A 16,772-nucleotide genomic window follows, 5' to 3' on the forward strand; every position below is an offset into this window, starting at 1 on the left:
GCGCTGAAAAACAGTGAGGCTTCATCGAAACCCCGTTTTCGCCAATCCTTTCTGTTTTCTCAAAAAATCTCGGCTTTAACAATCTCTGTTGGAAGAATAATCACTTCTTAACTGAATTTTATTGCGATGGACTGTATTCCGAGGCGGGAAGCTGTTAAAATCCTGCGCCATCACAACGTAACAAGCGTCGCATAAAGTTCGGATGAAGTTCGAGCAAAGAAACGGCGCTTATTTGCACAAATCCGTTGACAAAAGAAGTCCGAAAAGGCATATTCCTCGGCCTTCGAATTGTCCTCAATAGAAAAATATTTGGGAGTTGGACCTTGGCTAACATCAAATCAGCTAAGAAACGCGCCGTACAATCTGAAAAACGCCGTCAGCATAACGCTAGCCGTCGTTCAATGATGCGTACCTTTATCAAAAAGGTACACACGGCTATTGCAGCTGGTGACAAAGAAGCTGCACAAAATGCATTCAACGCAATGCAACCAATTGTGGACCGTCAGTCTTGTAAAGGCCTGATCCACAAGAACAAAGCTGCGCGTCATAAGTCAAACTTGACTGCGCAAATCAACGCAATGCAATAATCGCATTTTGTTGAGAGCTTGATAAAAAAACCGGCATCTGCCGGTTTTTTTATTTTCTATCGATAATAACTGTTCACTACACGTCAATAACTTCTCACTACCCTTCTACTCTTTTCGCCCTTCGCTTTGCGGGCAAAACGCGTCCAAGCAGCAGATAACCTATCACCGCAGACAGCACCGATCCCAGCAAAATACCGATTTTGGCATAGACCATCATCGAGGCATCCGCGTTTCCAAACGCCAGCGACGCCAAAAATATCGACATCGTAAAACCAATTCCGCATAAAACCGACACCGCCGCAATCTGCTTGAAGTTAACGCCTTCCGGCAATTGGGTGATTTTCAGCTTCATCGATCCCCAGCAGAACAGCATGATGCCTATCGGCTTGCCGAACAGTAAACCGGCCGCGATACCCATCGGCAGCAGTGAAAACAGCCCTTCGCTTGAAACGCCCTGTAGCGACACGCCCGCGTTGGCGAAGGCGAACAGGGGCAGAATCAGCCAGGCAACCCACGGATGAATCCCGTGCTCTACGCGGCGCGCAGGCGAATTATCTTTGGTGCGCAGCGGGATCAGGAAACCTAAAATAACGCCCGCCAGCGTGGCGTGAATGCCCGATTGCAAAATACACACCCACAGGAAGATACCGAGCACCACGTATGGCGTGAGCTTGGTGACGCCGCGCCAGTTGAGGTAGCCGAGCGCCAGAATCGACAGGCCGGCCAGCACCAGCGCGGTAATCGACGCGTCGTGGCTGAAGAACACGGCAATAATGACGATAGCGCCGAGGTCGTCGATAATCGCCAGCGCCAGCAGAAACACTTTCAGGCTGGTCGGCACGCGGGAACCTAGCAACGCCATGACGCCGAGCGCGAAGGCAATGTCGGTCGCCGCCGGAATCGCCCAGCCCTGTCGCGCGACCTCATCGCCGCCGTTGAAGGCTAAATAGATAAGCGCGGGTGCAATCATGCCACCCAACGCCGCGATAGCTGGAAACAGCGCCTGTTCGCGGCTCGACAGTGCGCCTTCGAGCAGCTCGCGCTTAACCTCAAGCCCGACGATCAGAAAGAAGATCGCCATTAACCCGTCGTTAATCCATAGCAGAAGAGGTTTATCGAGGCCGTGCTGGCCAATGCCAAAGGAGACGGGGGTGTTGAGGAATTCGAGATACAGGCCGTTTAACGAGGTGTTGGCCATGATCAGCGCAACGATGGCCGCTGCAATCAGTACGATCCCGCCCGACGCTTCCATACGCAGGAACTGGCGAATCAAGTTGGTCACTTTTTGACACTCCTTTTACAGACAAGGTCCGCGAATAAATTTCGCGCGGAATGAGTGCTGAAGTGTACTGATATTGCCTGCAAATAAAAATCCCCGACTTTGCAGCCAGGGATTTTGTGGTACCAAAAAACGCCTAAACGTCGATGTTCACATTCAAACGCCGATAACCTGAAGCTCGCCTTTATAAAGCTCGCCCTTGTGAAACCTAGCGCGTCAGATCGTCAAAGAACTTTTTCACGCCGTCGAGGAAGCTTTTGGAACGCGGGCTGTTTTTCTCGCCCGATGCGCCGCCAAAACTCTCTTCGAGGTCACGCAGCAGCTGCTTTTGCTTCTCGCTCAGGCTAACCGGTGTTTCTACCACGACGCGACACATCAGGTCGCCCTGTGCGCCACCGCGAACGGATTTCACACCGCGCCCGCGCATGCGGAACATCTTGCCGGTCTGCGTTTCGGCAGGAATTTTCAGATTCACGCGGCCATCGAGCGTTGGGACTTCAATCTCGCCGCCCAGCGCAGCCATCGCAAAGTTGATCGGCACTTCACAGTACAGGTTGTTGCCTTCGCGCTCGAAAATCTTGTGCGCTTTGACTTGAACCTGAACGTACAAATCGCCTGCCGGTGCGCCCTGCTCGCCCGCTTCGCCTTCGCCTTCAAGACGGATACGGTCGCCGGTATCAACGCCCGCCGGGATTTTCACCGACAGCGTTTTAGCGCGCTCTACGCGGCCATGACCGTGACACTTGGAGCACGGATCTTTAATGATGCTGCCGCGACCGTGACAGGTCGGACACGCCTGCTGCACGGTGAAGAAGCCCTGACGCATCTGCACCTGGCCCTGACCGTGACAGGTCGAACAGGTCACCGGCTTGCTGCCCGCTTTCGCGCCGCTGCCGTGGCAAAGGTCACACTCTTCCAGCGTAGGAATACGAATTTCTTTGGTTACGCCACGCACTGCCTCTTCGAGAGTCAGGTCCATGTTGTAGCGCAGGTCTGCGCCACGGCTGGCACGTTGACGACGGCCACCACCAAAGATATCGCCAAAGACGTCACCAAAGATGTCGCTGAAATCTGCTCCGCCGCCACCGCCGCCGTAACCACCACCGCCACCCATGCCGCCTTGTTCAAAGGCTGCGTGACCGTATTGATCGTACGCCGCGCGTTTTTGCGCATCGGTCAGAATTTCGTAGGCTTCTTTAATTTCTTTAAATTTGCTTTCGGACTCTTTATCGCCCTGATTGCGGTCAGGGTGATGTTTCATCGCCAGGCGCTTATAAGCCTTTTTGATTTCGCGCTCGTCCGCTGTTTTGGAGACGCCCAAAATCTCATAGTAATCTTGCTTCGCCATGCTTTTGCTACCCTCAATATGCGCACGGGCGCAGAGTAAACTCAACGCCCGTACTGGTTACCAACAGCTTCTGAAAATGCTCGGAAGCTGTTGATTACTGTGCCTCAAGGGCATTATTTTTTGTCTTTAACTTCTTCGAACTCAGCGTCAACAACGTCGTCATCTTTCTGAGCCGTTGCGTCGGCGCCTTCAGCACCTGCTTGCTGCTGCTGAGCCAGTTCCATCAGTTTGCCGGAAACCTGCACCAGCGCCTGAGTTTTGGCTTCGATATCAGCTTTATCTTCGCCTTTCGCAGCAACTTCCAGCGCTTTCAGCGCGTCTTCGATAGCGGTTTTGTCTTCAGCTGGCAGTTTGTCACCGGCTTCTTCCAATTGCTTACGCGTACCGTGGATCAGGTGATCCGCCTGGTTGCGAGTCTGGACCAGCTCTTCGAACTTACGGTCGGACTCGGCGTTAGCTTCCGCGTCGTTAACCATTTTCTGGATCTCTTCTTCGCTCAGACCAGAAGATGCCTTGATGGTGATCTTCTGCTCGCGGCCGGTGTTCTTGTCTTTTGCAGAGACGTGCAGGATACCGTCGGCGTCCAGATCGAAAGTAACTTCGATTTGAGCCATACCGCGTGGCGCTGCCTGAATACCGTCCAGATTGAACTGACCCAGAGATTTGTTATCGGCACAACGTTTACGCTCACCCTGCACCACGTGGATGGTTACCGCAGACTGGTTGTCTTCAGCGGTAGAGAACACCTGGCTGTGCTTGGTTGGGATAGTGGTGTTCTTGGTGATCAGCGGAGTCATCACGCCGCCCATGGTTTCGATACCCAGGGAGAGTGGAGTCACGTCGAGCAACAGAACGTCTTTTACTTCACCAGACAGCACGCCGCCCTGAACCGCAGCACCGATAGCAACCGCTTCGTCCGGGTTAACGTCTTTGCGTGGCTCTTTACCGAAGAAGTCAGCGACTTTCTTCTGAACCATAGGCATACGAGTCTGACCACCCACCAGGATAACGTCCTGGATGTCGGAAACAGACAGGCCTGCATCTTTCAGTGCAACTTTCAGAGGCTCGATAGAACGGGCAACCAGGTCTTCAACCAGAGATTCCAGTTTTGCACGGGTTACTTTGATGTTCATGTGTTTCGGGCCGCTGCCATCAGCAGTAATGTATGGCAGGTTCACGTCGGTCTGCTGTGCAGAAGAAAGCTCGATTTTCGCCTTCTCTGCCGCTTCTTTCAGACGCTGCATTGCCAGAGGATCGTTACGCAGATCCATGCCCTGATCTTTCTTGAACTCTTCTACGAGGTAGTTGATCAGACGGCTGTCGAAGTCTTCACCACCGAGGTGGGTGTCACCGTTGGTAGACAGAACTTCAAAGGTTTTCTCGCCATCAACTTCGTCGATTTCGATGATTGAGATATCGAAAGTACCGCCGCCAAGGTCGTATACCGCGATGGTGCGGTTGCCGACTTCGCGATCAAGGCCGTAAGCCAGTGCCGCTGCGGTTGGTTCGTTGATGATACGTTTAACTTCCAGACCTGCGATACGGCCAGCATCTTTGGTTGCCTGACGCTGTGCATCGTTGAAGTATGCAGGAACGGTGATAACCGCTGCAGTCACTGGCTCGCCCAGATAATCTTCAGCCGTTTTCTTCATTTTCTTCAACACTTCGGCAGAGATCTGCGGAGGTGCGATTTTCTGGCCTTTCACGTCGATCCAGGCGTCACCGTTTTCAGCACCAACGATGCTGTAAGGCATGATGCCTTTGTCACGCTGAACTTCTTCGTCCTGGAAACGACGACCGATCAGACGCTTGATTGCAAACAGGGTGTTTTGCGGGTTAGTGACAGCCTGACGCTTAGCAGGTTGGCCAACCAGGATTTCACCATCCTGCGCATAAGCAATAATTGAAGGTGTGGTACGGTCCCCTTCGGCGTTTTCAAGCACACGTGCAGTAGTGCCATCCATGATCGCTACACAAGAGTTGGTGGTACCGAGGTCGATCCCAATAATTCTACCCATCTAAAACGTCTCCACTAAAATTCATTATTCGTTGAGGTTGTTACCTATATGCGGACGGTTTTTTTGATTTCAACTGTCCGATATTGTTTTCGATCTTGTTCAAGACCGGCGCAACAACTGCGGTTGAGAATAAGATGGGGCCAAGTCGCTCAGCATCAAGGGCAATAACAAAAAAAATTTCATCTAATTGTGCTTTAGGATCAATATTTGCTCGCTTGCCCCTCTTTATGATGCCTGTCCCTCAGGTTACGACAGAAAAAGCCCCGCTTTTTTGCCCTGAAAGCTCGTTCGCTCCCCTACTTTTATTGATTCGGGGCGACATTATTTTTAGCCATGATTTTTTTCAGGACATTTATGCCTTGTAGCAAACTCGCCAACCCCGGACCTTTAGGTCTGATGGGATTTGGTATGACCACTGTTCTTCTTAATCTGCACAACGCCGGATTTTTCCCGCTGACCGCTGTCATCCTCAGTATGGGGATCTTTTTCGGCGGTTTGGCGCAAATTCTGGCTGGCCTGCTGGAGTATAAAAAGGGCAACACCTTCGGAATGACCGCGTTTATCAGCTATGGCGCGTTCTGGCTCAGCCTGATTGGTATTTTACTGCTGCCAAAAATGGGGCTGGGCGCGGCCTGCGACGGCAAACAGCTCGGCGTCTATCTGGCGCTGTGGGGTGTTTTTACTCTGTTTATGTTTGTCGCGTCGCTCAGACACAATGTCATGCTGCGGGTGGTGTTTGCCACGCTGACGCTGCTTTTTGCCTTGCTGGCGATAGGAAATTTCACTGCTAACGTCGCGTTAATACGCGTGGCTGGCATTGAAGGGGTTTTCTGCGGAGCCTGCGCGATTTATCTGGCGATGGCCGAACTGATTAATGAACAGTATGAACGCCAGATACTGCCGATTGGCTGATTTTCGGCTTAATGTTTAGTAAGTTAAGGTTAGATAGAAAAAAGGGCGGTGAACCTGAATCGTTCGCCGCCCTTCTCTCTTCTTCTATTACATTACTTTTCTCTTACTGTATTCAAAAGTATTAAACTTCCGGCACAGAACCGCTCAGGCGATTTTGATCTTTGGCGACGTGATTGATATCGCGATTAAGATACACGCCGAGCGCCAAACCGATCGCCGCCAGCGCCAGCACGTAATAGGCGGGTGCCATCGGCGTTACGCGCATCATCAGCGTGACAAAAATCGGCGTCATGCCGCCGAAAATGGCGTAAGAGAGATTATAAGAGAAGGAAAGGCCCGTAAAACGCACCTCCGCCGGGAAAGCGCGCACCATCACAAAAGGCACCGCGCCGACAATGCCGATACTGAAACCGGCCAGCGTATACAAAGGCTTAAGCAGCGAACTGTCCTGCGCCACTAAATGATAGAACGCCCACGTGCAGAGGCCGAAGAACAGACTGCCGGCGATAAACGTCTTGCTGGCACCAAATTTATCTGCCGCCCAGCCGGCAATCACACAGCCGAACAGCAGCGCGATAGTCGCCATGCTATTGGCCTGTAACGCCTGCGCCGCGGGAATACCCCACTGCTTTTGCAGAAACGTTGGCGTCATCAAAATCACCACTACGATGCAGGCCGACAGCAGCCAGGTCATCAGCATCGACACCACAATCTCTTTCTTGTGATCGCGGATCACTGATTTCAACGGCAGCTCTTCTGCCAGCACTTTATTGGCTTTCATCTCGGCGAAAACAGGCGTTTCATGCAGCCAGCGACGCAGATAAAGCGCGATCAGGCCGAAAATCCCACCGATAAAGAACGGGATACGCCAGCCGCCCGCAATAATGGAAGACGCGGGCATCAGCGTCGTCATTAAGGTCGCGACTAACGAACCGAGCAGAATACCGGCCGTCAGCCCGGAGGTTAAGGTGCCACAGGCAAAGCCGATACGTTTTTGCGGCACGTGCTCCGCGACAAACACCCAGGCGCCGGGCACTTCGCCGCCGATCGCCGCGCCCTGCAACAGGCGCATCAGCAGTAATAGTAGAGGCGCAGCAATGCCGATAGCGGCGTAGGTTGGCAGCAGGCCAATCGCTAGCGTCGGCAGCGCCATCAGCAGAATACTCAGGCTAAACATCCGCTTACGCCCGACTTTATCGCCAAAGTGCGCCATCACGATGCCGCCCAGCGGACGCGCCAGATAACCCGCCGCAAAAATGCCGAAGGTCTGTACCTGTCGTAACCAGTCAGGCATCGACGACGGGAAAAACAGATCGCCAATCACCGCCGCAAAGAAGACGAAGATAATAAAGTCGTAGAATTCGAGCGCGCCGCCCAGAGCCGCGAGGGAGAGAGTTTTGTAGTCCTGCCGATTCAGTCGGCGATTATTGTCGTGTTGCATAAGCTACCTGAAGCACCGTGTAGGGGAAAAAATTGCCGCCATCTTGTAAAGTTATGATTACTATAAGCGGCAAATAATTTTCACACCACAGAGACTGAATCTAATCGCAGAAAAAGCCTAACTTCAGTTTTTTATCTCGCGGATTGCACTCTTTGGACGAAAAGCTGCTACCACGGAGGATTCTGTTTCGATGTAAGGCCCATCGAGCAGCTGTATACAGTAAGGTACACTGGCAAATATTCCTGACACTATCACCTTGCCGTCGGCATCTTTCAGCCCTTCCAGCGTTTCTTGAATCGATTTCGGCTGGCCCGGCAGATTAAGGATCAGCGCCTGCTTGCGAATAACACCGACCTGACGCGACAAAATTGCGGTCGGCACAAAATGCAGGCTTATCTGACGCATTTGCTCGCCAAAGCCCGGCATCAGCCTGTCGGCGACGGCCATCGTGGCATCGGGCGTCACGTCACGGCGCGCCGGGCCCGTTCCCCCCGTCGTCAACACGAGGTGACAACCGGCTTCATCCACCAGCTCGCAAATTGCCTGTTCAATCAGCGGCTGTTCGTCAGGAATAAGGCGTTTCTCGAGGCTGAAAGGGGTGATTAATGCCTGTTGCAGCCACGCTTCCAGCGCCGGAATGCCTTTATCCTGATAGACACCGCTCGACGCGCGATCGGAAACCGACACCAGACCAATGCGTAATTTATCCATTTCACTCCTCCAAATGACTCAACAAATGCTGTAAAAAAAAGGCGGCCTAAGCCACCTTTTCATTTTATTTATCGCTTAGCGAAAATTACAGCAGGTCAGCGATCATCTTCTCAAGTTTGCCCTGGTCTACGGCAAACTTGCGGATACCGTCGGCCAGCTTGTCGATAGCCATTGGATCCTGGTTGTGATCCCAGTAGAACTGCGATTCGGTCAGCGGCTCTGGACGTGGTTTCACTTCACCGGAGTAAGAAAGCTTGCGCTCAACGGTGCCTTCAGTTTCTTTCAATTCTTTCAGCAGCGCAGGTCCGATGGTCAGACGGTCACAACCGGCCAGCTCAATGATTTCATCGGTGTTACGGAAGCTTGCGCCCATAACAACGGTTTCATAGCCGTGCTGTTTGTAGTATTCGTAGATCTCGGTAACGGAAACAACGCCCGGATCTTCGTTTGGTGCGAACTCTTTCTTGTCGCCATTGGTTTTGTACCAGTCGAGGATACGGCCAACGAACGGGGAGATCAGGTAAGCACCGGCTTCTGCACAGGCACGCGCCTGAGCGAAGGAGAACAGCAGCGTCAGGTTACAGTTGATGCCTTCTTTTTCCAGCTGCTCGGCGGCACGGATGCCCTGCCAGGTTGAAGCCAGTTTAATCAGGATACGGTCGTTGCTGATGCCGTGATCGTTGTAAAGCTTGATAAAACGATGCGCCTTGGCGATGCTCGCTTCGGTGTCGTAAGAGAGACGCGCGTCGACTTCGGTAGAAATACGGCCTGGAACCAGTTTCAAAATTTCGAGGCCGATATTTACTGCAAGCTTATCAGCGGCATCGGTGATCTGCTGCTCGCGATCGCTGCTCTGGTCTTTTGCCCAGGCAATAGCTTCGTCGATCAGTTTACGGTATTCAGGGATCTGTGCAGCGTTAAGGATCAGTGAAGGGTTAGTGGTAGCATCCTGAGGCTGATACAGCTTTATTGCCGCGATATCACCGGTGTCTGCAACGACTTTGGTCAGTTCGCGTAGAGAAGTAAGTTTATCGGTCATTGTGGCATATCTCATCGTTTGATAATTATCGTTGAGGCATTTTCATGCCTTGCCTTCTCTTGATGATAACATGCGAAATGACATGCGCAAGGCAGATATGGCGGTGAAAATTTTGCACATTAAAAGTTGATTATTCGTGCAATAAATGAGTAATAAGTAGGCGATAGATAGGGATTAGTCAGGTAATTATTAAGGAATAGGGAATTTAATGACCAGTTTACTGAACTTTCTCGACGATATTTTATGGCAATCGATACTGATCTACTTTCTGCTCGGATTCGGCCTTTTCCTCACGTTGCGCACCCGCTTTGTGCAGTTTCGGCGCTGGCGCGACATGTTTCTCCCCTTCAAACGCGACCCCGCCGCCGATAAGCGCGGCATCTCCGACTGGCAGGCGCTGGCGGTTACGCTTTCGGGCCGGATTGGCGTCGGCAGTTTAGTGGGCGTGGCGATGTCGCTGGCCGCGGGCGGTCCCGGCGCCATCTTCTGGATGTGGGTGATTAGCCTGCTCGGCATGCCTCTGACGCTGGTGGAAAACACCTTGGCGCAACTGTTTAAAACGGTCGACCAACGGCAGCAATTTCGTGGCGGACCGGCTGAATACATGACGCGCGGCCTCGGCATGCGCTGGATGGGCGTGCTTTTTTCCGTCTTGATGATGGTGACCGTCAGCGTGATTTTTAACGCCCTGCAAGCCAAAGCGGTGATCCACGCCCTCTCCAGCGCCTTCAATTTTAATCCGTGGTATACGGCGATTACGCTCGGCATCGTGTTTACGCTGACGCTGTTTGGCGGCCTGCGAGCGATCAGCAAAGTGTCGGTCTGGCTCGCTCCGCTGATGAGCATCGGATATTTGCTGCTGGCCTGCTGGATTATGGCCGAAAATATCGAACGACTGCCGAGCGTGTTTCTGCTGATTTTCCGCAGCGCGTTTGGCCTCCAGGAATTTGCCGCCGGCGCGCTGGGCTACGGCGTAACGCTTGCCCTGACGCAGGGCGTCCAGCAGGGGCTGTTTTCAAATGAGGCGGGTTCCGGCTCTACGCCGCACATTGCCGCCCTCGCCGCCGCCAAGCATCCGGCCAGTCAGGGTTTCGTGCAGATGTTGGGGATTTTGGTCGACACTTTTGTCGTCTCGAGCGCCACCGCGATGATCATTCTCTCTTCCGGTTTGCTCAGCGCGCCTACCGATCGCATTAGCGGCATCGGCCTGTTGGCGCGGGCGGTAAACGCCAGCGTCGGCGTGGTGGGTCCGCAGCTGCTGGCGCTGTTTGTGCTGGTGTTCGGCTTCACCACCATGATAGCCAACTATCTGTATTGCGAGAATAATCTGCTGTTTTTACAGCGCGGAAAAACCGGCTCGATTTATCTGCTGCGCGTAATGATGCTGGTGATGTTGCTGGCGGGATGTCTGATAGGCACGCCGCTGCTGGTGCAGACGGCGAGTATTTCGCTGGCGCTGATCACCATGATTAACCTCACCGCGCTGACGCTGCTTTCCGGTTTGGCGCTTAAAGTAGTGAAAGACTATGAGCGTCAACGGCTGATGGGTCGCCTTCCCGTGTTTAATCCCGATAATTTTCCAGAACTTAAAGGCCAGTTGCAAGATGGCGTGTGGAAATAAAGGCCACGCCTATTGGTTTGATTTTTCTAAAACCGGCGATTTTTTGGTAAACTGCGTTTTCTAAAGTAGGGTCTGCCAACCTACTGCTCACACTAACCGGATGCCCTTATGCTGACTATTATTTCTCCAGCCAAAACGCTTGATTTCGAGAGTGAGCTCGCGACCCGACGCTTTACGCAGCCCGAGCTGCTGGACAAGTCTAGCCAGCTGATTTCTATCGCGAAAAAGCTCTCGCCCGCCGAGATTTCGAGCCTGATGGGCATTAGCGATAAACTGGCGCATCTCAACGCCGAGCGTTTTAACAGCTGGCAGCCCGACTTTACGCCGGACAACGCGCGTCAGGCGATTCTGGCATTCAAAGGCGACGTTTATACCGGTTTGCAGGCGGAAACGTTCAGCGAAAAAGATTTCGATTTTGCCCAGCAACACCTGCGCATGCTCTCCGGACTTTACGGCCTGCTGCGCCCGCTGGACTTGATGCAGGCTTATCGCCTTGAGATGGGTATTCGCCTGAACAATCCTGAAGGTAGTAATCTCTATCATTTCTGGGGCGATTTACTGACTGAAAAACTGAACGCCGAGTTGAAGAAACAGGGCGATAACCTGCTGGTTAACCTCGCTTCTGACGAATATTTCAAGGCGATAAAGCCGTCGAAACTGGAAGCTGAAATCATCAAGCCTGTGTTCCTCGACGAGAAAAACGGCACGTTTAAAGTGATCAGTTTCTATGCCAAAAAGGCGCGTGGATTAATGAGCCGCTTTATTATTCAGGAGCGGCTCACCCAGCGTAAGCAGCTGCAAGAGTTTGAATTAGAAGGATATCGGTTTGATGAATCGCGCTCTGTCGGCAACGAACTGGTATTTACGCGGCCAGAAAGCCAGTAAATTCTTCTTATTTCGACGCCCTTAAGCATCGCGGCTTAAAGCATGAAGTTATAAAGCATGAAGTTATAAAGCAGGACGTTATAAATCATTGCCGCATAAAAAAAGGCCATCTTTCGATGGCCTTTTGCGTTTCAGGAAGCGGCTTTCAGAAGGTGATTATTCTGGCAGCGCCATCAAGAATTTACGCATCTCGCTGAAATCAGCAGGTAAATCGTGAGACAGCAGCGGCAGCTCGGCACGATCGGCCAACGCTTTCGGCAGCGGTAACGCCTGACCCAAAATCGCCTCGACGCTCTCCTTGAATTTCGCCGGATGCGCGGTGCCGATAAACAGGCCATATTCGCCGTCTTGCAGCTGGTCGCGCAGCGCACGGTAGGCAATCGCCGCGTGCGGTTCGGAGATGTAGCCTTTTTCGGCCAGCTCGCGCATCGTCTCTTCCGTAGTCTGATCGCTCACCGCAGCGTAACCCAAATCTTTAAGCTGCCAGATTTTGCGGCGATACAGCTCTTCGACGCGCGGCCAGTTGTTTGGCTGGGAAACGTCCATCGCGTTGGACAACGTCGCCACGGTTTTATTTGGCGTCCACTCGCCGTTGCCCAGGAAACGCGGCACGGTGTCGTTGGCGTTGGTCGCGGCGATGAAACGTTTGATCGGCAGACCCAGCGCTTTCGCCAGTAATCCCGCCGTTAAATCACCAAAGTTGCCGCTCGGCACGGACACCACCAGCTGATTACGCGCTTCCTGTGGCAGTTGCGCCACGGCTTCGAAGTAATAGCAGATTTGCGCCAGCAAGCGGCTGATATTAATCGAGTTTGCAGAGTTCAGATGCAGCGTGGTTTTCAGCTCTTCGTCGTCGAACGCCTGCTTGACCAGCGCCTGACATTCGTCGAAATCGCCGTCGATCGCGACAGTGTGAATATTGTCGCCGAGCGTACAGAACAGTTTTTCCTGTAGCGGACTGATTTTGCCACGCGGATAAAGGATAACTACGCGCACATTTTTCAGGCCGTGGAAGGCGTGAGCGACGGCCGCGCCCGTGTCACCGGAGGTCGCGGTCAGAATCGTGACCGGCTGATCGCCAGCAACTTCAGTCAGGATCTGCGCCATAAAACGGCCGCCGAAATCTTTAAACGCCAGCGTCGGGCCGTGGAACAGCTCCAGACAGGCGACGTCGTCTTCGACTTTTGCGACCGGTGCCGGGAAGGCAAAGGCGTTTTTAACACGCTGATAAAGCTGCTCTTCGGAGATTTCGTCGCCGATAAACGCGGAAAGAATACGGCTGCTGCGCGTGACAAAGTCCTGCTCGAGCAGTCTGTCGATTTCGGTCAGCTCAAACTCGGGCAGATCCAGCGGGAAAAACAGTCCTTGTTGCTTGCCCAGACCCTGCTTCACTGCCTGCGCGAAGCTGACCTGCTCGTTGTGATCCTTCAGATTATAGAGTTTCATTGATTATCCCAATAGTCTCGCGCCTGTGGTGTCCAGGCGACAAATATGAACAAAGCCTTCGTCATTTTGCAGATAGTGCGTCTGCAACCAGTCAGCCATACGTTGTGCCGTCGCGCTATCGTTGCAGATAGCAAACAGCGTCGGGCCAGAGCCTGAAATCCCGCAGGCCAGCGCGCCAATCTCTTCGGCGGCGGTGCGTGCCTGAGCAAAGCCCGGCAGCAAACGGGTGCGGTAAGGCTCGGCAATCACGTCTTTCATCAATTTAGCGGCCAATTCTGGCTGCTGGGTATGACAGGCGTGGACAAATCCCGCCAAATAACGGCCGTGGCTGATACAGTCCTGACGGCGATACTGCGCGGGCAAAATCGCGCGCGCTTCGGCGGTTGACACCTTGATGCCCGGATAGGCCATGACCCACAGCCAGTCGTCGAAACACGGCACGTCCTGCGAGATAATGCCCAGCTCTTCAAGCATCAGCTGCAAGCCACCAAGATAGCACGGCGCGACGTTGTCAAAATGCACGCTGCCGGAAATACGCCCTTCCAGCTCGCCCATCAGCTCGAGCATTTTATTGTCGTCGAGCTGATTGTTGTTGAATTCGTTCATCGCCATCAAACCGGCTACCACGGAGCAGGCGCTGGAACCCAGCCCCGAGCCGATCGGCATGTTTTTTTCCAGCGTCATCGCAACCGGCAGCTCTCTGCCAATCTCCTGACAGTAACGCTGCCAGCACTGGTAAACAATGTTCTCTTCCATCTTGTCAGGAAGTTTGGAGACGAAACGCCCCTCATTTTTCAAGCTAAATTCCGAGGCCGCCTCGACAGTCACGCAGTCACCCAGCAGCGAACCGTCTACCGGAGAAACCGCCGCACCCAGCACATCAAAACCGACGCTAACGTTACCAATTGATGCCGGGGCATGTACCTTAACCATATTAAACTCCTAACTTCCATGACAGCGTTCGCAAAAGATCGGCGAAGACGCCAGCGGCGGTAACATCGTTACCCGCACCGTAGCCGCGCAAAACTAGAGGAATCGGTTGATAGTAACGGCTGTAGAACGCCAGCGCATTCTCGCCATTTTTTACTTTATAGAGAGGATCGTTGCCGTCGACGGCTTCGATCCTGACACGGCAACGCCCTTCGTCGATCGCGCCCACGTAGCGCAGCACTTTGCCTTCGGCGGCGGCGGCGGTAACGCGCTGCTTAAATTCGGCGTCAATTTCTGGCAGGCGAGCGAGGAACGTGCCGACGTCGCCGCTGGCGTCAAAGGATACCGGCAGAACCGACTCGACTTCAATATCGGAAAGCTCAAGTTTGTAACCGGCTTCACGGGCCAGAATCAACAATTTGCGCGCGACGTCCATGCCTGACAGGTCGTCACGCGGGTCCGGCTCGGTAAAGCCGCTTTCACGCGCGGCAAGAGTGGCGGCAGAAAGTGATACGCCTTCATCCAGCTGGCCGAAAATCTGCGACAGCGATCCGGAAAGAATGCCGCTGAAACGCACTAATTCATCGCCGGCGTTCAGCAGGTTTTGCAGGTTCTCGATAACTGGCAGACCCGCGCCGACGTTGGTGTCGTAGAGGAATTTACGGCGTGAACTCGCAGCGGCTTTGCGCAGCTGATAGTAATAGTTCATCGACGAGGTGTTGGCGCGCTTGTTTGGCGTCACCACGTGGAAACCGTCGGCGAGGAAATCGGCGTACTGATTAGCGATATTTTCGTTGGAGGTACAGTCGACAATCACCGGATTCAGCAGGTGATACTCTTTCACCAGGCGAATCAGACGGCCAATGCTGAAGGTTTCCTGCGCCGCGCCCAGCTCGTCGCGCCAGCTTTCCAGCGCAATCCCGTGAACGTTGGTCAGCATGGCGCGCGAGTTGGCGATGCCGCAAACGCGCAGATCGATGTGCTTGGCCTTGAGCCACGCCTGCTGACGACGGATCTGTTCGATCAACGCGCCGCCCACGCCGCCCGCGCCGACCAGGAACACTTCAATGACCTGATCGGTGTTGAACAACATTTGATGGCTGACGCGCACGCCCATGGTGGCGTCGTCATTGCTGACCACCACGGAGATTGAGCGCTCGGACGAGCCCTGCGCGATCGCTACAATATTAATGTTGGCGCGCGCCAGTGCCGAGAAGAATTTGGCCGAGATGCCGCGCAGCGTGCGCATGCCGTCGCCGACGACGGAAATAACCGCCAGCTTTTCGGTGACGTCCAGCGGCTCCAGCAGGCCATCTTTCAGCTCGAGATAGAACTCATCTTCCAGCGCTTTGCGGGCGCGAACCAGCTCGGACTGCGGCACGCAGAAGCTGATGCTGTATTCGGAAGAAGATTGAGTGATAAGCACCACGGAAATGCCCGAGCGCGACATCACGGCAAAAACGCGCGCCGCCATGCCAATCATGCCTTTCATGCCCGGGCCGGAGACGTTGATCATCGCCATGTTATTCAGGTTGGTGATGCCTTTAACCGGCGTGTTTTTGTCTTCAAATTCACTGCCCGCGGAGTGGCTGCCGATGAGCGTGCCCGGCGCCTGCGGATTGGCGGTGTTCTTGATAAGGCAAGGGATCTGGAATTGGGCGATCGGCGTAATAGTGCGCGGATGCAGCACTTTGGCGCCGAAATAGGAGAGCTCCATCGCCTCCTGATAAGACATCGATTTCAGCAGGCGAGCATCGGGTACGATGCGCGGGTCGCAGGTATAAACGCCGTCGACGTCGGTCCAGATTTCGCAACAGTCGGCGCGCAGACAGGCTGCCAGCACCGCCGCCGAATAGTCGGAACCGTTACGACCCAGCACGACCAGCTCGCCTTTGTCGTTTCCGGCGGTGAAACCGGCCATCAGCACGATGTCGCTTGGCGGAATGTTGCTGGCGGCGATGCGGGCGGTGGATTCGTTGATATCCACGGTCGATTCAAGATAGTGACCCACGGCCAGCAGCTTTTCGACCGGATTAATCACCGTCACGCCGTAGCCTTTGGCTTTAAATACAGCCTCCATGATGGCGATCGACAGCTTTTCGCCGCGGCAGATGATGCTGGCGTTAACGCTGTCTGGACACTGTCCGAGCAGGCCGATGCCGTGCAGCAGCTGCTTGAGCTGACCAAATTCCTGCTCGACGAAACGCTTGACCGTCGGCAGGTCAAAGCTTGGCAAAGCCTCGGCCAGACCGTTAATCAGGTCGGCAAAAATGCGTTCTGCATCGCTCATGATCGGCAGGATATCCTGCCCGGCAACGGTTTTTTCGATCATCGCGACCAGATGATTGGTAATTTTAGCAGGGGCTGACAATACCGTAGCGACCTGTCCCTGACTTGCATTGCTTTCCATGATATCCGCGACCCGCAGGAAGCGTTCGGCATTTGCTACTGAAGTCCCGCCAAATTTCAATACTCGCATTTCTGGTTTCTCCTACTCTCGTAATGAGCAATTTTTACAAGGGAATGTAGCCGTAAAAAAAAAGCCCGCACTGGTT

13 protein-coding genes and 1 other annotated feature (1 of these 14 running past the window's edge) are annotated in these 16,772 nt (G+C 53.7%); of the genes, 4 read left to right on the forward strand and 9 right to left on the reverse strand.

The genetic code is table 11. The features are described from left to right. The first annotated feature begins 323 nt into the window (after positions 1 to 323). Positions 324 to 587, forward strand: coding sequence for a 30S ribosomal protein S20 (gene rpsT / locus SC206_RS17255; RefSeq protein ID WP_084982354.1), 264 nt, complete (start codon positions 324 to 326; stop codon positions 585 to 587). A 97-nt stretch (positions 588 to 684) separates the two neighbouring features. Here the strand turns inward: rpsT and nhaA are convergent, their stop codons facing one another. From nhaA to dnaK, 3 genes are all read right to left on the reverse strand, one after another. After that, complete coding sequence (nhaA, locus tag SC206_RS17260) at positions 685 to 1,869, reverse strand: Na+/H+ antiporter NhaA (protein WP_332739076.1); 1,185 nt, start codon at positions 1,867 to 1,869, stop codon at positions 685 to 687. 205 nt (positions 1,870 to 2,074) lie between these two features. After that, on the reverse strand, positions 2,075 to 3,214 hold the full coding sequence (gene dnaJ, locus SC206_RS17265) for a molecular chaperone DnaJ (RefSeq protein ID WP_332739078.1): 1,140 nt from the start codon (positions 3,212 to 3,214) through the stop codon (positions 2,075 to 2,077). 113 nt (positions 3,215 to 3,327) lie between these two features. After that, positions 3,328 to 5,232, reverse strand: a complete 1,905-nt coding sequence (dnaK, locus tag SC206_RS17270) for a molecular chaperone DnaK (protein WP_332739080.1) — start codon at positions 5,230 to 5,232, stop codon at positions 3,328 to 3,330. A 354-nt stretch (positions 5,233 to 5,586) separates the two neighbouring features. Here dnaK and satP point away from each other — a divergent pair, with 354 nt between their 5' ends. After that, positions 5,587 to 6,144 carry an acetate uptake transporter gene (gene satP / locus SC206_RS17275; protein WP_332739083.1) on the forward strand — a complete coding sequence of 186 codons (558 nt, stop codon included), beginning with the start codon at positions 5,587 to 5,589 and terminating at the stop codon, positions 6,142 to 6,144. Positions 6,145 to 6,265: 121 nt separating this feature from the next. Here satP and SC206_RS17280 read toward each other — a convergent pair whose 3' ends face one another. The 3 genes from SC206_RS17280 to tal form a co-directional block, all read right to left on the reverse strand. Further along, entirely contained in the window at positions 6,266 to 7,585 is a 1,320-nt protein-coding gene (locus tag SC206_RS17280; protein ID WP_332739085.1) for an MFS transporter, read from the reverse strand. A 123-nt stretch (positions 7,586 to 7,708) separates the two neighbouring features. Continuing rightward, a complete protein-coding gene (gene mog, locus SC206_RS17285; protein WP_332739087.1) occupies positions 7,709 to 8,296 on the reverse strand; it encodes a molybdopterin adenylyltransferase in 588 nt (195 codons plus the stop codon). Between the two features lie 85 nt (positions 8,297 to 8,381). After that, positions 8,382 to 9,335, reverse strand: coding sequence for a transaldolase (gene tal / locus SC206_RS17290; protein WP_332739089.1), 954 nt, complete (start codon positions 9,333 to 9,335; stop codon positions 8,382 to 8,384). A gap of 208 nt (positions 9,336 to 9,543) precedes the next feature. Between tal and SC206_RS17295 the strand changes: the two genes are divergently transcribed. Together SC206_RS17295 and yaaA are read left to right on the forward strand one after the other, a co-directional pair. Then, entirely contained in the window at positions 9,544 to 10,956 is a 1,413-nt protein-coding gene (locus SC206_RS17295) for an alanine/glycine:cation symporter family protein (protein ID WP_332739091.1), read from the forward strand. Positions 10,957 to 11,064: 108 nt separating this feature from the next. Beyond that, positions 11,065 to 11,841, forward strand: a complete 777-nt coding sequence (yaaA, locus tag SC206_RS17300) for a peroxide stress protein YaaA (RefSeq protein WP_332739092.1) — start codon at positions 11,065 to 11,067, stop codon at positions 11,839 to 11,841. Between the two features lie 156 nt (positions 11,842 to 11,997). Here the strand turns inward: yaaA and thrC are convergent, their stop codons facing one another. The 3 genes from thrC to thrA are packed head-to-tail and all read right to left on the reverse strand — an operon-like array spanning position 11,998 to position 16,696. After that, positions 11,998 to 13,287, reverse strand: coding sequence for a threonine synthase (thrC, locus tag SC206_RS17305; protein WP_332739093.1), 1,290 nt, complete (start codon positions 13,285 to 13,287; stop codon positions 11,998 to 12,000). Positions 13,288 to 13,290: 3 nt separating this feature from the next. After that, a complete protein-coding gene (gene thrB, locus SC206_RS17310; RefSeq protein ID WP_332739094.1) occupies positions 13,291 to 14,220 on the reverse strand; it encodes a homoserine kinase in 930 nt (309 codons plus the stop codon). Between the two features lies 1 nt (position 14,221). After that, positions 14,222 to 16,696 carry a bifunctional aspartate kinase/homoserine dehydrogenase I gene (thrA, locus tag SC206_RS17315; protein ID WP_332739095.1) on the reverse strand — a complete coding sequence of 825 codons (2,475 nt, stop codon included), beginning with the start codon at positions 16,694 to 16,696 and terminating at the stop codon, positions 14,222 to 14,224. A 54-nt stretch (positions 16,697 to 16,750) separates the two neighbouring features. Continuing rightward, positions 16,751 to 16,772: a sequence feature (Thr leader region), on the reverse strand (it continues 96 nt past the right edge of the window).

It is taken from the genome of Rouxiella sp. T17, from assembly GCF_036663475.1.
Classification (GTDB): domain Bacteria; phylum Pseudomonadota; class Gammaproteobacteria; order Enterobacterales; family Enterobacteriaceae; genus Rouxiella.

Coding starts and splice junctions, on each gene's coding strand:
- dnaJ (WP_332739078.1), bottom strand. CDS start 3,214: ATGGCGAAGCAAGATTACTATGAGATTTTGGGCGTCTCCAAAACAGCG.
- dnaK (WP_332739080.1), bottom strand. CDS start 5,232: ATGGGTAGAATTATTGGGATCGACCTCGGTACCACCAACTCTTGTGTA.
- satP (WP_332739083.1), top strand. CDS start 5,587: ATGCCTTGTAGCAAACTCGCCAACCCCGGACCTTTAGGTCTGATGGGA.
- SC206_RS17280 (WP_332739085.1), bottom strand. CDS start 7,585: ATGCAACACGACAATAATCGCCGACTGAATCGGCAGGACTACAAAACT.
- mog (WP_332739087.1), bottom strand. CDS start 8,296: ATGGATAAATTACGCATTGGTCTGGTGTCGGTTTCCGATCGCGCGTCG.
- tal (WP_332739089.1), bottom strand. CDS start 9,335: ATGACCGATAAACTTACTTCTCTACGCGAACTGACCAAAGTCGTTGCA.
- SC206_RS17295 (WP_332739091.1), top strand. CDS start 9,544: ATGACCAGTTTACTGAACTTTCTCGACGATATTTTATGGCAATCGATA.
- yaaA (WP_332739092.1), top strand. CDS start 11,065: ATGCTGACTATTATTTCTCCAGCCAAAACGCTTGATTTCGAGAGTGAG.
- thrC (WP_332739093.1), bottom strand. CDS start 13,287: ATGAAACTCTATAATCTGAAGGATCACAACGAGCAGGTCAGCTTCGCG.
- thrB (WP_332739094.1), bottom strand. CDS start 14,220: ATGGTTAAGGTACATGCCCCGGCATCAATTGGTAACGTTAGCGTCGGT.
- thrA (WP_332739095.1), bottom strand. CDS start 16,696: ATGCGAGTATTGAAATTTGGCGGGACTTCAGTAGCAAATGCCGAACGC.